16 protein-coding genes are annotated in these 20584 nt (G+C 72.8%); 12 read left to right on the top strand and 4 right to left on the bottom strand.

What is annotated here, in order from left to right:
• The 7 genes from ACTWPV_RS17330 to ACTWPV_RS17300 are packed head-to-tail and all read left to right on the top strand — an operon-like array spanning nt 1 to nt 9940.
• Nucleotides 1-813, top strand: a complete 813-nt coding sequence (locus ACTWPV_RS17330) for a DUF692 domain-containing protein (RefSeq protein ID WP_347644967.1) — start codon at nt 1-3, stop codon at nt 811-813.
• Nucleotides 783-2198 (top strand): SagB family peptide dehydrogenase, encoded by a 1416-nt coding sequence (locus ACTWPV_RS17325; protein WP_443152550.1) that lies wholly within the window; start codon nt 783-785, stop codon nt 2196-2198. Before ACTWPV_RS17330 ends, ACTWPV_RS17325 begins: the two co-directional genes overlap by 31 nt.
• Nucleotides 2179-4215, top strand: coding sequence for a hypothetical protein (locus ACTWPV_RS17320; RefSeq protein WP_443152549.1), 2037 nt, complete (start codon nt 2179-2181; stop codon nt 4213-4215). The genes ACTWPV_RS17325 and ACTWPV_RS17320 overlap by 20 nt, the downstream gene beginning before the upstream one ends.
• Nucleotides 4208-6160 (top strand): TOMM precursor leader peptide-binding protein, encoded by a 1953-nt coding sequence (locus ACTWPV_RS17315; RefSeq protein ID WP_443152548.1) that lies wholly within the window; start codon nt 4208-4210, stop codon nt 6158-6160. The genes ACTWPV_RS17320 and ACTWPV_RS17315 overlap by 8 nt, the downstream gene beginning before the upstream one ends.
• Complete coding sequence (locus ACTWPV_RS17310) at nt 6157-7068, top strand: sulfotransferase family protein (RefSeq protein WP_443152547.1); 912 nt, start codon at nt 6157-6159, stop codon at nt 7066-7068. Before ACTWPV_RS17315 ends, ACTWPV_RS17310 begins: the two co-directional genes overlap by 4 nt.
• A gap of 2 nt (nt 7069-7070) precedes the next feature.
• Nucleotides 7071-8216 carry an FAD-dependent oxidoreductase gene (locus ACTWPV_RS17305; protein WP_443152546.1) on the top strand — a complete coding sequence of 382 codons (1146 nt, stop codon included), beginning with the start codon at nt 7071-7073 and terminating at the stop codon, nt 8214-8216.
• On the top strand, nt 8210-9940 hold the full coding sequence (locus ACTWPV_RS17300) for a carbamoyltransferase N-terminal domain-containing protein (protein WP_443152545.1): 1731 nt from the start codon (nt 8210-8212) through the stop codon (nt 9938-9940). Before ACTWPV_RS17305 ends, ACTWPV_RS17300 begins: the two co-directional genes overlap by 7 nt.
• Here the strand turns inward: ACTWPV_RS17300 and ACTWPV_RS17295 are convergent.
• Both ACTWPV_RS17295 and ACTWPV_RS17290 read right to left on the bottom strand, forming a co-directional pair.
• Complete coding sequence (locus ACTWPV_RS17295) at nt 9937-12444, bottom strand: ATP-dependent Clp protease ATP-binding subunit (RefSeq protein ID WP_443152544.1); 2508 nt, start codon at nt 12442-12444, stop codon at nt 9937-9939. The genes ACTWPV_RS17300 and ACTWPV_RS17295 overlap by 4 nt on opposite strands.
• Before the next feature lie 101 nt (nt 12445-12545).
• On the bottom strand, nt 12546-13187 hold the full coding sequence (locus ACTWPV_RS17290; protein ID WP_443152543.1) for an SDR family oxidoreductase: 642 nt from the start codon (nt 13185-13187) through the stop codon (nt 12546-12548).
• A 328-nt stretch (nt 13188-13515) separates the two neighbouring features.
• Between ACTWPV_RS17290 and gndA the strand changes: the two genes are divergently transcribed.
• The gene (gene gndA / locus ACTWPV_RS17285) at nt 13516-14940 is read left to right on the top strand and encodes an NADP-dependent phosphogluconate dehydrogenase (RefSeq protein WP_347644958.1); all 1425 of its coding nucleotides are present in this window, start codon (nt 13516-13518) and stop codon (nt 14938-14940) included.
• Nucleotides 14941-14956: 16 nt separating this feature from the next.
• On the opposite strand, the gene ACTWPV_RS17280 is transcribed toward gndA, so the two are convergent.
• Nucleotides 14957-15733, bottom strand: coding sequence for an acyl-CoA thioesterase domain-containing protein (locus ACTWPV_RS17280; protein WP_443152542.1), 777 nt, complete (start codon nt 15731-15733; stop codon nt 14957-14959).
• An 85-nt stretch (nt 15734-15818) separates the two neighbouring features.
• Between ACTWPV_RS17280 and ACTWPV_RS17275 the strand changes: the two genes are divergently transcribed.
• Nucleotides 15819-16247: a type II toxin-antitoxin system PemK/MazF family toxin gene (locus ACTWPV_RS17275; RefSeq protein WP_443152541.1), complete on the top strand. Its 429-nt coding sequence runs from the start codon at nt 15819-15821 to the stop codon at nt 16245-16247.
• On the opposite strand, the gene ACTWPV_RS17270 is transcribed toward ACTWPV_RS17275, so the two are convergent.
• On the bottom strand, nt 16244-16543 hold the full coding sequence (locus ACTWPV_RS17270; protein WP_443152540.1) for a hypothetical protein: 300 nt from the start codon (nt 16541-16543) through the stop codon (nt 16244-16246). The genes ACTWPV_RS17275 and ACTWPV_RS17270 overlap by 4 nt on opposite strands.
• A gap of 34 nt (nt 16544-16577) precedes the next feature.
• Between ACTWPV_RS17270 and ACTWPV_RS17265 the strand changes: the two genes are divergently transcribed.
• The 3 genes from ACTWPV_RS17265 (at nt 16578) to ACTWPV_RS17255 (ending at nt 20569) form a co-directional block, all read left to right on the top strand.
• The gene (locus tag ACTWPV_RS17265; RefSeq protein WP_443152539.1) at nt 16578-18134 is read left to right on the top strand and encodes an FAD-dependent oxidoreductase; all 1557 of its coding nucleotides are present in this window, start codon (nt 16578-16580) and stop codon (nt 18132-18134) included.
• A 244-nt stretch (nt 18135-18378) separates the two neighbouring features.
• The gene (locus ACTWPV_RS17260; RefSeq protein ID WP_443152538.1) at nt 18379-19122 is read left to right on the top strand and encodes a DUF3152 domain-containing protein; all 744 of its coding nucleotides are present in this window, start codon (nt 18379-18381) and stop codon (nt 19120-19122) included.
• Nucleotides 19123-19135: 13 nt separating this feature from the next.
• Nucleotides 19136-20569: a carboxylesterase/lipase family protein gene (locus ACTWPV_RS17255; protein ID WP_347644953.1), complete on the top strand. Its 1434-nt coding sequence runs from the start codon at nt 19136-19138 to the stop codon at nt 20567-20569.
• The last annotated feature ends 15 nt before the right edge of the window (nt 20570-20584 follow it).

Here is a 20584-nt window from a genome sequence, read left to right as displayed (position 1 = left end):
ATGCTGGACATCCCCATGCTGGGTGCGGGGCTGGGTTTCCGCGAGGAACTGTCCGAGGAGATCTACGCGGCCCGCGACCAGATCGACTTCGTCGAGATCATCGCGGACCAGTACATGAGGCCTGCCGCCGACCTCGGCGGGCTGCGCAGGCTGGTCGACGCCTTCACCGTCATCCCGCACGCCGTCGGGCTGTCGATCGGCACCATGGGCCCCGTTGACCGGGAGTACCTGGAGGGGGCCAAGCGGGTGAGCGACGCCTGCGGGTCCCCGTACTTCAGCGACCACCTGTGCATGACCAAGGTGCCGGGCATCGACCTGGGGCACCTGGCCCCGCTGTGGTTCACCGAGGAAGTCCTCGCCAACACCGTCGAGAAGGTGAACGTGGTCCAGGACGTCCTGGGCAAGCCGCTGGTGCTGGAGAACGTGACGTACGTCGTCGACATCCCGGGCGCTCAGATGGCGCAGCCGGAGTTCTTCCGGAGACTGACCGACGCCACCGGCTGCGGGGTCCTGCTCGACGTCACCAATCTCTACACCAATTCCGTGAACCACCTGTTCGACGCGGAGAAGTTCATGGCTGAGATGCCGCTCGGCCATGTCGTCCAGGTTCATCTGGCGGGCGGCTTCTGGCGTGACGGCATCCTCATCGACGGACACTCGGACCCCGTGCCCGAGGAGGTCTGGGAGCTGTACGCCACACTGTGCGCCCGGGCGGACATCAAGGGCGCGCTCCTCGAACAGGACCAGAACCTGACGGACATCAAGCCTCTTCTGGAGCAGGTATGGCGGGCCAGGAAGATTCTGAACGGCTGACCGCCACGGCGTCGGTGAGGCTGCGTCCCGGGGTGGGCTGCGTGCCCCACCACGGCGGCGGCCTCTATCTCGCGGCCTGGCCGCACGGCCAGCACCTGCCGGCGATGACGCCCGCGCAGCGGGAGGTGCTCGCCCGGCTGGCGGAGGGCCCCTGCGACAGGCACGGCCTGACGGGAGAGGAACGCGAGCTCGCCGAGCTGCTGGAGCGCGGCGGCTGGCTGGAGACGACGCTCCACCAGGGTGAGCGGCCGCTCTACGGCATCGTTCCCGTCAAGCCGCTGGACGTGCCGGGCGGCCCGCCTCCACGCGGTGCGGATCCCCGATGGCGGCTCTCGCGCTTCGCCCTCCTGCGGCGGGAGCGGGCGGGGATGGTGCTGGAGTCGCCGTGTGCCAGCGCCGACATCCTCATCCACGACCCCGCCCTCCTGGGCCTGCTCGGCGGGCCGGACGGCGCATGCGGTACGTGCCCCTCCCTGCCGGCGGACGTGTTCTGGCGCGACCTGTGGCGTACCGGGTTCCTGGTGGATGAGGAGGCGGGCGAGGAACGGCGGCTGCGCCACTGGAGCGTGCACGACCTGTGGTTCCACACGCGCAGCCGGTCCGGGAGCCGGGGACGGCCAAGGCACGGTTTCGGGGCCACCTTCCGGGGGCGGGGACGCTTCCCCCAGCCGCCCGCGCGCCGCGCGGCATCCTCCGGTCCGCTGATCGATCTCTTCGTCCCGGACCTCCGGGGTCTCCGCGACGCGGATCCCCGCCTGACGGCCCTCGTGGAGGACCGCGAGTCGATGCGGGTCCACGACGACGGCGATCCGCTGTCCCTGCGCCGGCTCGGGGAGTTCCTCTACCGTTGCGCCCGCGTGCGCGACGTCACCACCAGCGACGGCATGCAGCTCGTCGACGTGCCGTACCCCTCGGCAGGGGCCCTGGGAGAACTCGACCTCTACCTGGTCGTACGCCGGGTCACCGGACTCGATCCCGGCCTGTACCTCTACGACGGGCACGCGCACAGGCTGGAGCGGCGCCCGGCCGATGCCGCGGCACGGCGGCAACTCGTCCGCGATGCCGCGGCGTCCGCGGGAGGAGCGCCGCCGCCGCAGGTCGTCATCGTCGTCGCCGCCCGGTTCGCCCGCCTGATGTGGAAGTACGAGGGCATGGCGTACGCGGCCGTGCTCAAGGACGTCGGGGTGTTGTTCGAGCTGATGTACCTGGTCGCGGCGGCCATGGGGATGGCGGGGTGCGCGCTGGGCGCGGGCAACGCCGAGTTGTTCAGCCAGGCCGCCGGGCTGGACCGCTTCGAGGAGTCCAGCGTCGGGGAGTTCCTTCTCGGCAGTGCGCTGTCACCGCCCGTCGCGGAAGGGGGCGCCGATGGCGTTCCGGCTGCGTGACGGCGTCCACCTCACCCCCACCAGCACAGGGGTGCTGATCCACACCCCTCACGGCAGGACCGACGTGGACGACCCGTCGATGTACCGCCGGCTCGCCTCGCTCCTGCCGCTCCTCGACGGCAGCCATGCCCTCGGCGACCTGATCGGCGCCTTCCCCGCGCGCGAGGAGGCGGAGGTACGCCGGGCGGTCTCGTTGCTGCGCCGGGCGGGAGCGGTCGTGGACCGCGCCGCCGACGACGACCACAGCCTGCGGCCGTGGGAAACGGCGGAATACCGCAACGAGATACGGTTCCTCGACTACCACCGGTCCTTCGCGGCGCGGGCGTTCGAGGATTACCGGAACACCGCGTGCGTGGTGGTCGGGGCGGGAGAGCTGGCCCTGGCGTGCGTCCGCGGCCTGATCGCCACGGGGATACGGCTCGTGCGCGTGGCCGTGCCTCCAGCCGCCGACCGGCAGGTCTTCGCGTCCGTCACCCCGCGCGACGCCGGCCAGCGGATCGAGTGCCACGTCCTGGAGAGCGCGTCTCACGCGCGGCCGGCGGAGCTGCTCGACGGCGCGGGAATCGTCCTGGCGGTCACGGGCCCGGGCATGCCGTGGCAGGGGCACGTCGAGGTGGCGCCGGGCACGGTGTTCGCGGAGGCGGTGCACGCGGACGGCCACGAGGTCTGGCTCGGCCCCGTAACGACCTCCTCTTCCGGACCGGCACCGGCGCGTCTGCCGGATCTGCTGGCCCGATGTGCCGACGCCGCCCCTCGGGCGGAGGACGGAGGGCGACCGGAGAGGGAAGGCCGGATCACGTCGGAAGCGCTGCGCTCCGCGACCACGGTGGCCGGCCACAGGTTCGCGCAGTCCGTCTTCCGGCAGGTCACGGGCGTGGGGGGCGCCGCGGAGCCATGCCATGCCCGGCTGGACCTCACGACGCTGGAGAGTACGGACCATCACGTTCTGGCTCATCCCTTCGAACAGCCCGCGGACCGGCGGCAGTCGCGTGACGGCTTCATGGACCGTGTCGCCGCGCTGGAAGCCGGGCGGCCACTCGGCGAGCAGGAGCTGCGCAGCCGCGCCCGGCCCTGCCTCGACCCCCGTACCGGGATCTTCACGGACGTCACCCGGGCGGGATCAGCCGGTCCACCGGTCCACGTCCACGAACTGGCCGTCGTGGATCCCGCCGGACGAGGCAGGGCGGGCACGGTCGCCGGATACGGGGCGAGCCGCGAGAGCGCGTACCGCGACGCTCTGCTGCGCGGCTTCGCGCTCTACGGAACGGCTACCTGCGACCCGCGGCGGTTCGCCGCCGGCCGGACGGTCCGGATGAGCGCCCGCGCGGCGGCCGAGGCGTTCCGGCGAGGGCAGGTGGACGGCGAGGTCTGGGGGCTCGACCTGAGCGTGCGGGACGCCGTTCGCGTCGACGCGCGGCGGGCTTTCCCGCCTCTGCCGTGCCCGGAGTGCCCGCCCGACGGGGTCGCGGCCGGCCTCGACTGGGAGCAGGCGCTGACGCGGGCGCTGCTGGGGCGGGCCCGCCGGCTGGCGCTCTCGCGGATCGCCGATGGGAGCGCGGCCTTTCCCGAGATCGACCTCGCCGACGCGCCTCTCACCGGCTGGGGACTCGCCTGCCGGGACATCATGGCGACAGCGGCGGCGACGCCTCGCTGCTACGACCTCAGCCCGGTGACCGTCGCCCCCACGCTCTGCCTGTGCCTCGGTTCGCGCACGGTGGCCTGTGCCAGTGGTGTGTCGGTCGTCGCGGCCCTCCACGAGGCACTGCTGCTCGCACTGGCCCGCCTCCAGGCGGCGGCAGGCGACGCGTGGTGCCCACCGCCTGTTCCGCCGCTTCCTGACGTCCCGCCCGGCACAGGTTCCCGAGCCGATCCGGAGCGAGCGCCTCTCACCGCGGCGGATCTGGCCGAGGCTTTCGTGGCGCGGGGCCACAAACCCGTCGCGGTGCCACTCGACCATGATCAAGAAGTCGGCCGGATTCTCCCCTATGTCGTTAACGTGGTGATGTGCCGTGCCTGATATCGCGCTCGTCGGCAGCGGGCTGATCCACGACGCCGCTGCCGTCCGTCTGAGCGAGTCATGGAACGTCATCCGGCCCTCGATCAGCGATCCGAGGTGCGCTGCCGCTTCCGGAGCAGTCATGTTCATCGCCGTGAGCGACGCCTGGGGGACCCGGCACCAGGAGCCCGCCCGGGAGGCGTGTCGCGCCGCCGGCCTCCCGTGGCTGCCGGTACGGACGGAGCTCGGACGTGCCGTCGTCGGGCCGGTCGAGCGGCAGGGCGCCGCCGGCTGCCAGGCCTGCTGTGACTTCAGACGCGGCAGGGGAAGCAGGGCCGCCGTCGGCGACCGCGCGATGCGCGAACGGCACGCGCCGGTTCTCTCCCGGACGCCGTCGCCCTGGCTGACCGGGCTGGGGTGCGAGGCCGTCGCCGCGGTGGTCACCGGGGAAGCGCACCTGATCGCGGCCGGAGCGCCGGAGCGCCCGCGGACGGACCGCGCGCTGGTGTCGGTGGCGCTGGACACCCTGGCCGTGACCGTGAGCCGGTTCCTGCCGGACCCCAAGTGCCCCTCTTGCGGCGGCCTGCCGGACGACACGCCGGGCCTTGCCAAGATCTCCTTGTCCACCCTGCCCAAACCGTCCCCGACGACGTACCGGCTGGCGCGTCCCGACCCCGACGAGCTGTTCGCCGCCTACGTCGACAGCGAGACAGGGCTGGTCGGGGAGGTGATCGAGGACGAGAGCAGCGGTCTGGCGACCGCATCGGCGCTGGCGGGAGTGCGGCACGTCGCGTACATGGCCGGCCACGGGCGCGCCGGCCGGGCACGGGACAGCCGTGCCCTGGCCGTCCTGGAGGCGCTCGAACGGTACGCAGGCTTCGAGCCGAACGGCAAGAAGCCGGCCGTCCGCGGCAGCTACGCCGAGCTGCGAGCCGACGCCCTCGACCCGCGATCGCTCGGCACGCACGCGCCCGTCCAGTACGCCGCCAGGGGATTTCCGTACCAGCCGTTCCACGAGGACATCGTGTGCGACTGGGTGTGGGGCCACTCCTTCTCCAGGGACCAGCCGATTCTCGTACCCGCCTTGGTCGCCTACTACGGCCGGGGCCGCGACCGGCCCTTCTTCTACCCCTGCTCCAACGGCTGCGCGATCGGCAGCCGGCTGGAGGAGGCCGTGCTGCATGCGATCCTCGAGACGGCCGAACGCGACGCGTTCCTGATGACCTGGCACGCCGCGCTCTCCACCCCGGCCCTGGACCTGCGCACGGCCAGGGACCCGAGGGTCGCGCTGCTCGGGGCGGCGATGGAGGCACGAACCGGCTACCGCCTGCGCGTGCACGACATCACGCTGGAACACGGGGTCCCCTGCGTGTGGGCCATGGCGGTCGGGCAGCCCGGCGGCCCGCGGTCGATCTCGGTCGCGGCCGCACACCCCGACCCGTGCCAGGCTGTCGCCAGGGCTCTCGGCGAGCTCGCGGTGCTCATTCCCGCCGTCGAAGCCGACCACGCGGCGAACGGCTGGCGCGCGTCGCTCATGGCCGAGCGGCCGGAGTTCGTGCAGAGGCCCTCTGACCATGGCCTGCTCTACGCCGCCCCCGAGGCCTTCCCCCGGCTCGGCTTCCTGACCGGCGCGCCGGAGGGACGCCCGTTCCACGAGGGCTTCGGCGCGGAGTTCCCCCAGCTCCGGCACGACGACCTGCGCGACGACCTGGCCGCGCTGGCCGGCCGCTATCTCGAGACCGGGATGGACGTGATCGTGGTGGACCAGACGGCCCCCGAGCATCGGGTCCAGGGTCTCGCCTGCGTGAAGGTGATCATTCCTGGGACGCTGCCCATGACGTTCGGCCACGACCACCGGCGGCTGGAGAACCTTCCACGGCTGACCGAGGTCCCGTACGCGCTGGGTCACCGTCCGCAGCCGATCTCGCCGGACGAGCTCAACCTCTTCCCGCACCCTTTCCCGTGAGGGCCGACGTGAACCCCGTCTTCCTTCTGGCCCCCGCCCGCTCGTGCTCCACCGTGGCGGTCGCCATGCTCTCCCAGCATCCGCGGATCTACGGATTCCCCGAGCTGCTGTTGTTCACGGCGCCGACCCTCGGGGAGATCCTCCACGGTGCCGGCAGGCGGTCCAGGCTGCCGCCGCAGTGGATCGAGAACCAGCTCAGCGGTCTCGTACGGGCGGTCGCCCAGCTGCATCACGGCCGTCAGGACGACGCCGCGACCGGAGAGGCCCGGACCTGGCTGGAGCGGCACGCGCACTGGCCCTCGACCCGGCTCCTGGATCACCTGCTCGACCTGGTGCACCCCGACGTGGGGCTGGAGAAGTCGCCGGACACGGTCGCCGACCCGCGAGCGCTCCAGAGGTGTCTGGCGGCCTATCCGGACGCCGGGTACCTGCATCTGACACGGCACCCGCTGGCCACGATGAGGTCCATGCGGGAGCACTGGGGCGGGGTGCGCGCCGACCTGGACCCGGAGGCGCTGTCCGCACGATGCGCCGCGGCCTGGTACCGCTCGCACACCGCCATCGTCGCCGCGCTCGCGAAGGTGCCGGAGGAACGCCGGCTCCGGGTGCGGGCCGAGGACCTGCTCGGCCGGCCCGCCACGGAACTCCCCCGGATACTCGGCTGGCTCGGGCTCGAGCGGACCGACGCGGTGCTCGACCGCATGCGCGCCACCCAGGACTGGCCCTTCGCCGGGCGGGGCGCGTCGCAGAACCTGTTCGGCGGCGACTGGAAGTTCCTCCGCGACCCTCGGCTGCGTGCCCTGCCGGACCCCGGCCCCGTCGACTTCGACGAGTCATGGGGGATCGGCGAGGGCTCCCGGCGGCAACTGGTACGGCTCGCCGCGTCCCTCGGCTACGAAAGGACATGATCATGAAGGTCGTCATCGTCGGGGCGGGCATCGCCGGGCTGGCCGCCGCCGTCCGGCTGCATCGCGCCGGGTGGGAGGTGATCGTGCTCGAACACGCGCCCCGGCTCCGCGACGGCGGTTACGTGGTGAACTTCTCCGGCCTCGGGTACGAGGCCGCGGACCGGATGGGCATCCTGCCGGCGCTGCAGGAGCACCGCGTGGTCTACGACTGGATCACCCACATGAACGCCTCCGGCAGGTGCGCCAGGATCTCCGCGCGGGCCCAGGACGCGCTCGGCGGGAACCAGAGCTACAACCTGATGAGGGGCGACATCGAGCGTACCCTGTTCGACGCCCTGGACGGCGGCGTGGACATCAGGTACGGGTGCACGGTCAGCCACATCGACCAGCTCGGCGGCGGCGTCCGGGCCTGGTTGAGCGACGGGACCGTCGAGCGGGCCGATCTGCTGATCGGCGCGGACGGCCTGCACTCGACCGTCCGCCGGCTGGTGTGCGGCCCGGAGGAGCGGTACCGCCATGACCTGAACCACCTGGTCGCGGTCTTCGCGTTCGACACGGCGCCCGCCGGTCTCGCCCCGCGTACGTCCACGTCGCTGAACGTGGACGGCCGCCAGGTCGCCGTCGCCAACGTGCCGGGCAGAGGCGCCCTTGCCCTCTTCTCCCATCGCACGACCCGTCAAAGGGCTGAGCTGTCCGCCGGGGCACGGGCCACCCTGTCAAGGGTCTACGGCGATCTCGGCTGGGTCGTGCCGGAGCTGCTCGCGCGCATGCCGGACGACGGCTCGGGCTATTTCGACGGGGTGAGCCAGATCAGGATGGACCGCTGGAGCCGGGGCCGGGTGGTGCTGCTGGGAGACGCGGCCTGGTGCGTGACGCTGTTCGCCGGAGCCGGGACCTCGCTCGCCGTCGGTGGCGCCGACCTGCTGGCGACCTGCCTGGAGCGGGCGGACAGCGTCGAGGACGCGCTGCGTGCCTGGGAGGCGCAGTTGCGGCCCCAGGTGGTGTCGAAGCAGAAGGGCCGGAGATCGATCCATCGGCTGCTCGCGCTGCTGGCGGACCCGCGCGGCGAGATCGAGGTGTTCGACGGCGGACCCGTCGGCCTGGGCGTGCCGGCCACAGCGGAGGCCGGGGCGGAGACAGCATGCTGATCTGCGGGCTGAAACTGACGCACGACGCGGGCGTGGCGGTGGTCAAGGACGGTGAGCTGGTCTTCAGCATCGAGGTGGAGAAGCTGGCGAACCGGCGTCGCTACAGCCCGATGCACGATCTGGACCAGGTGGTCGGGATTCTCGCCGCCGAAGGATTCGAGCCCGGCGACATCGACCGTTTCGTCATCGACGGATGGATGGGAGACGGCGACGGCGGACCGGCCGGACTCGCCACGTGCTCCGAGGGCAGGCCGCTGACGCTGCGAGCCGCGCCGTACCACGAGCCGGTCGGGGCCCGCGAGGCGGTGTCGCGGCTGGAGTTCGGCGGGCTGCCCCTGGGCGGGCGTTCCTACCGTTACTCCAGTTACGCCCACGCCGTCGACCACCTGTACTCCGCCTACTGCACGAGCCCGTTCGCCGAGCGCGGCGAGGACGCGCTGGTGCTGATCTGGGATGCCGGGATGGCGCCTCGGCTGTATCACGTTCGCGCGGCCGGGCAGGTGGAGGCGCTGGGAGCGCTGTTCCCCCTGGCGGGCAGCGCCTTCGCGTCCTTCTCGCTGCGCTTCGAGCCGTTCCGCCGCCGGGTGCCCCCGAGCGGGCGGGCCGAGCGGGTCACCACGCACCTGGAGGTCGCCGGGAAGGCGATGGCCTTCGCGGGGCTCGGAACGGTCGAACCGGGCGCGTTCGGCGCCTTCGACGACATCGTCCGCGCGGCGGGGCCGCTGCCCCGGCCGGCCGCCCTCGCCGTGGCCGAGCAGGCGGAGGCACGGCGGGCGGAGCTGTTCCGTGGCCTGTCGGAAGCGGACCTCATCGCGACCTACCAGGCGTACCTGGGCGAACTCCTGCTGGCCGGGCTGCGGCGCAAGCTCGACGCGCACGGCGGCCCCGGGCAGAATTTGTGCGTCGCCGGCGGCTGCGCGCTCAACATCAAATGGAACAGCTCGCTGCGGCGCAGCGGCCTGTTCCACGCGGTGTGGGTGCCCCCGTTCCCCAACGACTCGGGATCGGCGCTCGGCGCGGCCTGTGCCGAGCTGGCCCACCTCGGCACGGCCGCGCTGTCATGGGAGGTGTACTCCGGCCCTCGCCTGGACAGGACGCCGACGCCGCCCGGGTGGCGATCCAGACCCTGCGACGAGACGGAGCTGGCACGCGTCCTCCACGAGGAGGACGAGCCGGTCACGGTCGTGGACGGCCGGGCGGAGCTGGGTCCCAGAGCGCTCGGCAACCGCAGCATCCTCTCCGCGCCCGTCAGCCCCGGGATGAAGGACAGGCTGAACGAGATCAAGCACCGGTCCGGCTACCGGCCCGTCGCCCCCGTCTGCCTCGAATCGAGGGCCGCCGAGATCTTCGACCCCGGGCTGCCGGACCCCTACATGCTCTTCGACCACGTGGTACGTGCCGGATGGACGGCACGGGTCCCGGCCGTGCTCCACGTCGACGGGACCGCCCGGCTGCAGACCGTCACCGCCGGTCGCCAGCCCGTACTCGCCCGCGTGCTCCAGGCCTACGAGCGCCTGTCGGGCATTCCCGTGCTCTGCAACACCAGCGCCAACTTCAACGGCAGCGGATTCTTCCCCGATCTCGCCTCAGCCATGCGGTGGAACGGGACGCGCCACATCTGGTCGGAGGGAGTGCTGCACACCCGGCGGTGCGGTGCACCGTCGCGGGCAGAGCCATCGCCACCCGCCTCGCCCGCCGCCACCGGCCTGTCGCCGGAGGACTAAACCCCTTCCGGGCTGTACGCCCTGAGCTGGAGGCCGTCGCCTTCGACGTCCACGGTGACCCTGCCGTGCTCCTCGATCTCGCCGGTCAGCAGCATGGTGGACAGCCGGTTGTCCAGCTCGCGCTGCACGGTGCGGCGCAGCGGCCGGGCGCCGAACTCGGGCTGGTAGCCGCGCTCGGCCAGCCAGTCCTTGGCGGCGTCGGTGACCTCCAGCGTGACGTCCTGGCCGCGCAGCCGCTGCCGGGTCCGTTCCAGCATCAGGTCCACGATCTCGCGGAGCTGCTCGCGTTCCAGCCGCTTGAAGATGATCGTCTCGTCGATGCGGTTGAGCAGCTCGGGCCGGAGCGAGTGGCGCAGCAGGTCCATGAGCCGGTCGTGCAGTTCCTGGGTGTCCTCGGAGCCGAGGATCATCTGCGCGCCGATGTTGCTGGTCATGATGACGATCGTGTTGGTGAAGTCGACGGTGCGGCCGTGGCCGTCGGTGAGTCGGCCGTCGTCGAGCATCTGCAGCAGGATGTTCATCACGTCGGGGTGGGCCTTCTCGATCTCGTCGAGGAGGATGACGCCGTGCGGGCGGCGGCGTACGGCCTCGGTGAGCTGACCCGCCTCCTCATATCCGATATATCCGGGCGGCGCGCCGATGAGGCGGGAGACCGTGTGCCGCTCCTGGAACTCGCTCATGTCGATGCGCACCATGTGGTCCTCGCCGCCGAACAGCGCCGCGGCCAAGGACCTGGCGAGCTCCGTCTTGCCGACTCCGGTGGGGCCCAGGAACAGGAAGCTGCCGATGGGACGGTTCGGGTCGGACAGGCCCGCCCGCGCCCTGCGCACCGCCTCGGCGATGGCGACGACGGCCTCGTCCTGGCCGATCACGCGCTGGTGCAGGTGCTCTTCGAGCCTCATGAGGCGCTCGCGTTCACGCTGGGTGAGCTGGGTGACCGGGATGCCGGTCTGCCGGGACACCACCTCGGCGATGTCCTCCACCACGACCTGCGGGACGCTGTCCTCGCCGCGCCTGGCCCGCTCCAGCTCCGGCCTGACCTTGCCGATCTCGCTGGTCAGTTCCTTGGCGCGGTCGAAGTCGTCGGAGGAGATGGCCTGCTCCTTGTCGCGGCGCAGCGAGTCGAGGCGCTCCTCCAGCTCGCGCACGCCGGCGCCGGGCGTACGCGAGCGCAGCCGCACCCGGGCCGAGCCCTGGTCCATGAGGTCGATGGCCTTGTCGGGCAGGAAGCGGTCGGAGATGTAGCGGGCCGACAGGTTCGCGGCCGCGTCGAGGGCCTCGTCGGTGATCCGCACCTGGTGGTGGGCCTCGTACGTGTCGCGCAGCCCGGCCAGGATCTCGACCGTCTGCTCCACGGTCGGCTCCGAGACCAGGATCGGCTGGAAACGGCGTTCGAGCGCGGCGTCCTTCTCGATGTTCTTGCGGTACTCGTCGATCGTGGTGGCGGCGATGACGTGCAGCTCGCCGCGGGCGAGAGCCGGCTTGAGGATGTTCGCGGCGTCCATGCCGCCCTCGGCGGAGCCGGCGCCGACCAGGTTGTGCACCTCGTCGATGAAGACGATGGTCTCGTCGGCGTGCGCGCGCACCTCGTCGATGACCTTCTTGATGCGCTCCTCGAACTCGCCGCGGTATTTCGTGCCCGCCACCATCCCCGTCAGGTCGAGGCCGATGACGCGGCGGTCCTTGAGCATGTCGGGGACGGTCCCGTTGACGATGCGCTGGGCGATGCCCTCGACGATCGCGGTCTTGCCGACGCCCGGCTCGCCGATCAGGCACGGGTTGTTCTTGGTGCGGCGCGACAACACCTCGATGCACTGCTCGATCTCGTCCTCGCGGCCGACGACCGGGTCGATCCCGCCCTGCCTGGCCTCTTCGGTGAGGTCCCTGCCGTACTCGTCGAGCGTAGGGGTGTCGCCGCCTCTCCGGCGCTGCTCTCCCGCCTGCGCGCCGCCGGACATGATGGCCTGCTGCAGCTCGTTCGCGGATGCGCCCTGTTCCTGCAGGAGGCGGGCGGCGCCGGAGTCGGGGTTGGCGGCCAGGGCGAGCAGGAGGTGTTCCGGGCCAATGTACGACGACTGCAGGGCGCGCGAGATCCGCTGGGCGTCCAGAATGGCGCGCTTGGCCGCCGGTGAGAGCGTCGTGGGCGGCTCGCCGGGCGGAAGCTGGGCAGGGCCGGAACCGGTGAGCGCGTCGATGCGGTCGCGCAGCCGTCCGACGTCCACGCCCGCCGAGCGCAGTATGCCCTCCGTGGCGTCGTCGTCGACCAGGGCGTCGAGCAGGTCGAGCACGTCCAGGTCTGCGGCGCCACGCTGGCCGGCCTCCTCCAGGGCGCGTCTGAGGACCTCCCTGGCCGACGCGCTGAGCAGCCTGCCGACGTCCACCCGCTGGACGCTGGGCCGGGCCGGCGGCCAGGCCTCCATACCGCCGAAGACGCGACCCGTGAGGTCCTCGAACCCCCTGAACGGGTCCCCGCCGAAGAACGACCTGAACGGCATGTCAGACATGAATCCCCCTTAGGCTCAGGGGACATCTAGCCCCGTATGTCGCACTTCATAGCCAGATTTCGGCAAAGCCTGCTACTCCTAGGGCGGCCGATCGCCGCGCCTCACCCACCCGCGACGGCGTCGGCGACGGGCGTGTCACCGGAGACGAGCTCCAGCGTCCGGTGGACGGTCCCCGGGGCGTCGAGCAGGGCCGCGATGACGGCGGCCACGTCGTCGCGCGGCACGGAGCCCGGCGGGACCTCCGGCGCCAGCCTGACCAGGCCGGAGCCCGGGTCGTCCGTCAGCCGGCCCGGGCGCAGGATCGTCCAGTCGAGGTCGCGGGCGCGCAGGTCGTCCTCGGCCTCGGTCTTCGCCCTGATGTAGGCGGCCCAGACCGCGTCCCTGCCGGGCGCGGGCGGCTTGCCCGCGCCCATGCCCGAGACCTGGATGAACCGTCGCACGCCGGCCGCTTCGGCCGCGTCGGCGAGCAGCACGGTCGCGCCCTTGTCGACGGTCTCCTTGCGGGCCGCGCCGCTGCCCGGCCCCGCGCCCGCGGCGAAGACCACGGCGCCCGCGCCCCCGGCGATGCGCGCGACCTCACCGGCCGACGCCCGCTCCAGGTCGCACACCACGGCCTCGGCGCCGGTCGCCTCGACGTCGGCGACATGAGCCGGGTTGCGCACCAGGCCCACGACGCCGGATCCGAGGCGCCGCGCCAGGCGCAGTGCTATCTTCCCGTGGCCGCCCGCGATGATGATCCGCATCGTTCCCCATGGTGTCGTGACTCCCCCGCCCCCGCGGGGAGCGGCTTGCCCGCCTCCCCCGGCTGAGGGCGGCGGCCAGACCGGCAATGCCCGTTCGGCACGTCTTTATTCCCCGCCGGCCGACCCGCGGTTGCCCACCTGCGGGCGGGCACAACCCGATGGCGGCCGTCCGGCATCGGGCGGGCGCCGGCGGGTATGGCAGGGAGGACGTTCTCGTCGTCCTGCCGGACGGCTCGATGAGCCGGGTGTACGGCAGGCGGTGCGCGGTGGGAATATCCCTCCGAACGCCCGGGCTGGATCATGCGTACCCCCACAGAGGAGATTCACTATGGATTTGGCAGACATCGGCGTCACCGGCCTGGCCACCATGGGACGCAACCTGGCCCGCAACCTAGCCAGGCACGGATACGCGGTGGCGGTGCACAACCGCTCGTACAGCCGTACCCAGCAGCTGATCAAGGAGTTCGGCGGCGAGGGCACGTTCGTGCCGTCAGAGGAGCTGGCCGCGTTCGTGGCCTCTTTGAAGCGCCCGCGCCGGGCGATCATCATGGTGAAGGCGGGGGCGGGCACCGACGCGGTGATCGACCAGCTCGCCGACCTGATGGAGCCGGGCGACATGATCGTCGACGGCGGCAACGCGCACTTCCAGGACACCCGGCGGCGCGAGGCCGCGCTGCGCGAGCGGGGCATCCACTTCGTCGGCACCGGCATCTCCGGCGGCGAGGAGGGCGCGCTGCTCGGCCCGAGCATCATGCCGGGCGGGTCGAAGGAGTCGTGGGAGGCGCTCGGCCCGATCCTTCAGGACATCGCGGCCCAGGTGGACGGGGTGCCGTGCTGCGTGCACGTGGGCCCCGACGGCGCCGGACACTTCGTGAAGATGGTGCACAACGGCATCGAATACTCCGACATGCAGCTCATCGCGGAGTCCTACGACCTGCTGCGCCAGGCACTGGGCGCGACGCCGGCCGAGCTGGCCGAGGTGTTCAGGGAGTGGAACCGGGGCGACCTCGACTCCTACCTGATCGAGATCACCGCGGAGGTGCTCGACCAGGTGGACGCCGAGACGGGCAAGCCGTTCGTGGACATCGTGGTCGACCAGGCCGAGCAGAAGGGCACCGGCCGCTGGACCGTGCAGAGCGCGCTCGACCTGGGCGTCCCGGTGACCGGCATCGCCGAGGCGACCTTCGCCCGCGCGCTGTCCGGCCACCCGGAGCAGCGCGCCGCCGCCGCGGGCCTGCAAGGGCCGAAGCTGTCGGGCGTCGGCGGGCGCGAGCTGGTCGAGGACGTGCGCCAGGCCCTCTACGCCTCCAAGATCGTGGCGTACGCGCAGGGCTTCGACCAGATGGCGGCGGCCTCGAAGGAGTACGGCTGGGACCTCGACCTGGGTGCCATGGCCACCATCTGGCGCGGCGGCTGCATCATCCGGGCCAAGTTCCTCGACCGGATCCGGGCCGCGTACGACACCGACAGGGCGTTGCCGACGCTGCTCGCCGACCCGACGTTCGCGGCCGTCCTGGACGCGGCCCAGGAGTCGTGGCGGCGGGTGATCACCACGGCCGTGCAGATCGGCGTGCCGACGCCGGGCTTCTCCTCGGCGCTGGCCTACTACGACGGGCTGCGGCGCGACCGCCTGCCCGCGGCGCTGGTGCAGGGGCTGCGCGACTACTTCGGGGCGCACACCTATCATCGGGTCGACAAGGAGGGCGCCTTCCACACCGACTGGTCCGGCGACCGCGCGGAGCGCCCGGCCTGACGGTGAGCGCCGCCGGTCAGCCTCTCCCGAGAGGCGCCGGGTTGGCCACCGCCGTCACCAGGCAGAAGCCGAGCGGTCCGGCCGGGTCGTGCAGCGTGACCTGCCCGGTCGCCACGCCGCCGGTGCTGAGGTGTCCGGTGGCCTCGATGCCGAGGAGATCGCTCTCGGGGGGCCTGGCGAGCGTCAGCGTGTAGTCGGCGTTGATGAACCGAAGCCCGTCGGCCCCCGTGTTGCTGAGCGGGCTGGCGAAGTCGGCGGCCAGGGCCGCTCGTACGAACGGTGTCAGCGGCTCGTCGTCCACCAGCGGGTGCCGCTCGCGCAGCCACACCCGTCCCGGCCCGGGTGCGCCCCAGCCGGACACCCGCCACAGGTCGAACGGCGGCGTCCACGCGCTCCCTCCGACCGGCGGGCCCGAGGGCGGCGGCTCGTCCCACGCGGGCGTGACGACCGTCTGCTCTCCTTCGGGCTGCTCGCCCTGCCTCAGCAGCACGGCGCCGGCCCGCGCGATCACGCCCTGCTCGGTGGAGATCGTCGCGTCGGCCACCCGGATCCGGCGGCCGTCCCGCACCAGGGTGGTCTCGACCGTGACGGGCAGCATGGGGCTGTTGCGGAAGAGGTCGACGGTCAGCCTGGCGAAGCGCAGGCCCGGCTCCGCGTGGCGCCGCTCGATGGTGCGGGCCGCCAGCCCGCCGAGCAGCCGGCCGTGGAGCATGTCGGGCGACCAGGGGCCGCGGGCATGGGGGGCGGGGACGAGTTCGTCCCCCTTTCGCGTGAAGAAAGCTGAGGACGGCACAGAATCAGATTCTAGAGGCGAGCAGGCGGCGGCAGGGCGCGCGCCGGGATGGATTTTCGCCAGCTTGACCCCATAAGCTCCCACAATGCACGATCTAGGTGAGGACCCCCGGCCCGCCCGGGGTGCGGTACGCGAGATCCATTCCCTGCACGGGCCCGCCACCCTGGCCTACTCCCCCGACCTCGACGGCATGGCCGACCCCGGGGAGATCGTCTGGGCCTGGGTGCCGTACGAGGAGGACCCCTCGAGGGGCAAGGACCGCCCCCTGCTGGTCGTGGGCCGCACCGGGCGCAGGCTCCTGGCCATGATGTTGTCCAGCAAGGGCGACGACGGCCCCGACTGGCTGGAGCTGGGGTCGTGGGGCCGCGACGACCGGGTCTCCTACGTACGGCTCGACCGGGTCTTCGAGCTGGACGAGGACGACATCCGGCGCGAGGGCGCGGTGCTCGACGGCGAGCGCTTCGCCCGGGTGGCGGCCAGGCTCATGAAAACCCACGGCTGGGACGCCGGCTAGCCGTTCGCCGCGTCCGGGCAAGGATCGCGGTAGCCGAGGCCGGGGCCGCTCCGGGCCCGCAGGAGCGGCCCGCCGGCGCCGGTCAGCCGCCACAGCCGGGCCGTCCCGTCCTCACCGGTGGTCGCGAGGTATCCGCTGTCCGGGCTGAACGCCACCGAGGTGGCGCCGCCGCGGCGGCCGCCGAGCCGGGAGATCGTGCGCGGCCGCGAGTGCGGCGGCGAGCCGCGCCCGGGGACCGCCCCGGCATGAGAGGGGCGTGGGCCGGTATCGGGATGGTAAGGGGACGACCCGGGCATCAGGCCGGTTCGGAGAGGCTGCGACGATTGGACCATGCGCGTTGTGGTGATCGGAAGCGGCATCATCGGAGCCGCCGCGGCCTACTACCTGACCGGCCGCGGCGCGACGGTGACGGTGGTGGAGTCGGGCTACCGGGGCCAGGCGACGGAGGCGGGCGCGGGGATCGTGTGCCCGTGGGTGGACCACGCGGAGGACGACGCGTGGTACCAGCTGACCCGCGAGGGCGCCCGCGACTATCCGGGGCTGGTCGAGGAGCTGGGCGAGGACATCGGCTACGCCAAGGTGGGCGCCCTGCTGGTGACCGAGGAGCCGGCCGAGCTGGAGCAGGTACGCGCCCTGTTGCACCGCCGCTACCCCGAGGCGCCGGAGATGGGCGAGATCACCGACGTATCCACCCCGTCCGAGCTCTTCCCCCCTCTGTCCGACGACCTGAGCGCGATCCTCGTGCCCGGGGCGGCCCGGGTGAACGGGCGCGCGGTCCGCGAGGCGCTCCTGCGCGCCGCCGTCGCCCGGGGCGCGCAGGTCCGCACGGGCATCGCGACGCTCACGCCGGGCGGCGAGGTTCTCCTGCGCCCCGTGGGCTCCGCCGTGCCCGGCACGACCGGCCCCACCAGCCCTCTGCCCGGACCGGCGGACGGCGACGCCACGGCCGGACGCGCCGGGCCTGCCGGTGACGACACCACGGCCGCGGGTGGTGGCACGCCGGCCGAAGCCCCTGGCGACGCCGCCACCGCCCGCCCGGCTGGTTCCGGCGTCCCCGCCGGAACCACCCCGGGAAGGCTCCCGGGCGGCCAGGCCGGGGCGGGAGCCACGGGCGGCCCGGCCGGAGCCGGGCGCCCGGGGCAGCCGGCCGGCGCGGAGGTGACCGGCGGGCCGACGGTTGAGCGCACGGGTGGAACGGCGGGTGCGGACGTGACGGGCGCGCCGGAGGGTGCGGAGGTGCCTTTCCGCGGCGGCGAGCAGGTGGCCGGCGCGGGCAGCACGTCCTGGCGGCAGGCGACGCCGCTCGAGACGACGGACGTGCCGCTCACCGGCACGGGAGCCCACAGCTTCCCCGGTGAGGGTGTCCCGCTCGACGCGGACGTCGTGATCGTGGCCGCCGGGGCGTGGACAGGTGAGGTGTGCCGGCCGCTGGGTGTGAAGCTGCCGGTCTTCCCGAGGCGCGGTCAGATCCTGCACGTCACCCTGGAGGGCATCGACACGGCCTGGTGGCCGATCGTGCTGCCCAGGATCGGCCCTTACCTGCTGGGCTTCCCAGGCTCCCGCGTCGTCATCGGCGCGACCATCGAGGACGTGGGATTCTCCCCGCGGGTCACGATGGGCGGGCTCGGCGAGGTGATCGCGGCGGGGCTGCAGGTGGCGCCGGGCCTGCTGGGCTCGACGGTCGCGGAGACGAGGGTCGGGCTGCGGCCGGTGTACGCCCCCGGCGGCGCGCTCATCGGACGCCTCACCAGCCGTGTGGTGGTGGCGACGGGCCTGAGCTCGTACGGCCTGACGGCGGGCCCGTTCACCGGCCGGATCGCCGCCGCTCTGGCACTCGGCGAGGACCCGCCCATCGACCTCACCCCCTACGCGCCTGCCGTCGCCTGAACGCCCGCCCGCGCCACCTCCCGTGTCGCGCCCCGGAGCCGGGCCCTTGCCGCACGACCGAAGCCGCCGTTCGGCACGGAGACCATGGCCGGCGAATGCACCATCACCACATAGGTCGCTGAAAAGTCGTACAACTCACAAGGCACCCCCTTCACCGGCGCAACCCCCACCCCGCCCGACAAGCGTGACAAGCAGCCTCGTATGATCGGATTTCTCCCCACCGTGATCTCGTGGGGAGGCCACGTTGCCGCTGCTCGCACTGCTGCTGATGCTCCTGCTCCTGCTGGCCACCGGATGCGGCACCGAGCCGGCCGCCCCACCAGGCGCCCCACCAGGCGCCCCGCCGGCCGCCCCGCCGGCTGCGACCCCCGGCAGCACCTCCAGCGAGCCGCCGCCACCTCGCGGACGGCGACCGCCCGCGCCCGTGCGGGTGCCGCACGCGGCGTCGGGGACGTACGCAGTCGTGCGCGGCGGCGCGCCCGCGAGGCCGGGACGCGGCCCGGTGGTGCGGTATCTCGTCGAGGTGGAGCGCGGCCTGCCGTTCGATCCCCGTACGTTCGCCTCCGAGGTGCACCGCACGCTCAACGACGAGCGAGGCTGGGGGCGTTTCCGCAGGGTCGATCATCCGCCGGTGAGGGTGCGCGTCGCCCTGTCCAGCCCTCGCCTCACCAGCCGCCAGTGCCGGCCGCTGCGCACCGGGGGCACCCTCTCCTGCTGGAACGGAACCCGCTCGGTCGTCAACGCCCTGCGCTGGGCCAGGGGCGTCCCGCAGTACGACGGCGATCTGACCGCCTACCGGCACTACCTGATCAGCCATGAGGTGGGGCACAGCCTCGGGCACGGCCACCGCCGCTGCCCGGGCCCCGGCCGGCCGGCCCCGGTGATGGCGCAGCAATCCAAGTCGCTGGGTGGCTGCCGCCCCAATCCGTGGCCGTTTCCGGGTCGCAAATCTCGCGAAAAACACCAGACTGAAGATCGGAGACGCTGAAGGAAGGAATCGAATGATCACTATCGGCGCCGGCCGGGTACGCGGTTCTGAGCAGAACGGCATCTCGGTCTTCAAGGGCATACCGTTCGCGAAGACCCCGTTCGGGCCGCTGCGGTTCGCCGCGCCCGTGCCGCCCGACCCGTGGGACGGCGTGCTGGAGGCCGTACGGTTCGGCCCGCGGCCGCCCCAGCCGCCGATGATGCCCGGCCTGCCCGCGTGGAGCCCGGACGAAGGGCTCGACTGCCTCACCGTCAACGTCTGGACGCCCGACCCCGGCGGTTCCGGCCTGCCGGTCATGGTGTGGATCTACGGCGGCGCGTACCGCTCGGGCTGCGCCGACCTGCCCGTCTACGACGGCGCGACGCTGGCGGGCCACGGCGTCGTGGTGGTCACGTTCAACCACCGGGTCGGCATGGAGGGGTACGGCCACGTTCCCGGCGCTCCTGACAACCGGGGCCTGCTGGACTCGGTGGCCGCGCTGCGCTGGGTGCGGGAGAACATCGCCGCGTTCGGCGGCGACCCGGGCAACGTCACGGTGTTCGGCGAGTCGGCGGGCGCCGGCGCCGTCGCCTGCCTGATGGCGATGCCCCTGGCCGGCGGCCTGTTCCGGCGGGCCATCGCGCAGAGCGTGCCGGGGATGTTCTTCACGCCGGCGCACGCGGCGCGGGTCACGGAGTCGATCGTCGCCAGGACCGGGGGAAGGTCCCCGTACGACAGCCCCGCGGAGGTGCTGGTGGCGGCGGCGGAGGCGGTCGCCACCGAGGACATCCCGGGAAATCCCCGTGAATGGGGGCCGATCGCGTTCGCCCCGATCGCGTTCGCGCCCGTGGTGGACGGCGAGGTGCTGCCCGACACGCCGTGGAACGCCCTGGCCGCCGGAGCGAGCCGGGACGTCGAGCTGATCGCGGGCTTCAACCGGGACGAGTACCGGATGTTCCACGTCATGGGCGGCGGGCGGTTCGACGACGTCGGGCGGGCCATGCGCGTCCTCGCGCCCGCCGGGGCCGAGCGTGCCTACCGCGAGGCGTTCCCGGAGGCGTCCGACGAGGACCTGTACGTGACGCTGCTCTCGGACTGGATGTTCAGGATGCCGAGCGCGCTGCTCGCCGACGCGCACACCGGCACGACCTTCGCCTACGAACTGACCTGGGCGCCCACGCCGGTGTTCCGGGCCTGCCACGGCCTGGACGTGCCGCTCACCTTCGGGGCGCTCGACGACGAGCTGGCGCAGATGCTCGCCGGCGAGTCTCCCGACCTGCCGAAGCTGTCGGACCAGGTCCGCACGGCCTGGACGGCGTTCGCCGCCACCGGAGACCCGGGCTGGCCCCGGTACGACGCGGCGACCGCCACCACCCACGTCTTCGACGTCGGACCCGCCGACCTGAACGACCCGGAGGCGGCCTCGCGCGCCATCTGGTCGGAGCGGGGCTTCTCCCCGATCGGCTGACCGCCGAGCCCCGCG

Source organism: Nonomuraea sp. KM88, from assembly GCF_052245635.1.
Lineage (GTDB): Bacteria > Actinomycetota > Actinomycetes > Streptosporangiales > Streptosporangiaceae > Nonomuraea.
Note: the sequence above shows the minus strand (reverse complement) of the source record. Positions and strands in the feature narration are given on the sequence as shown.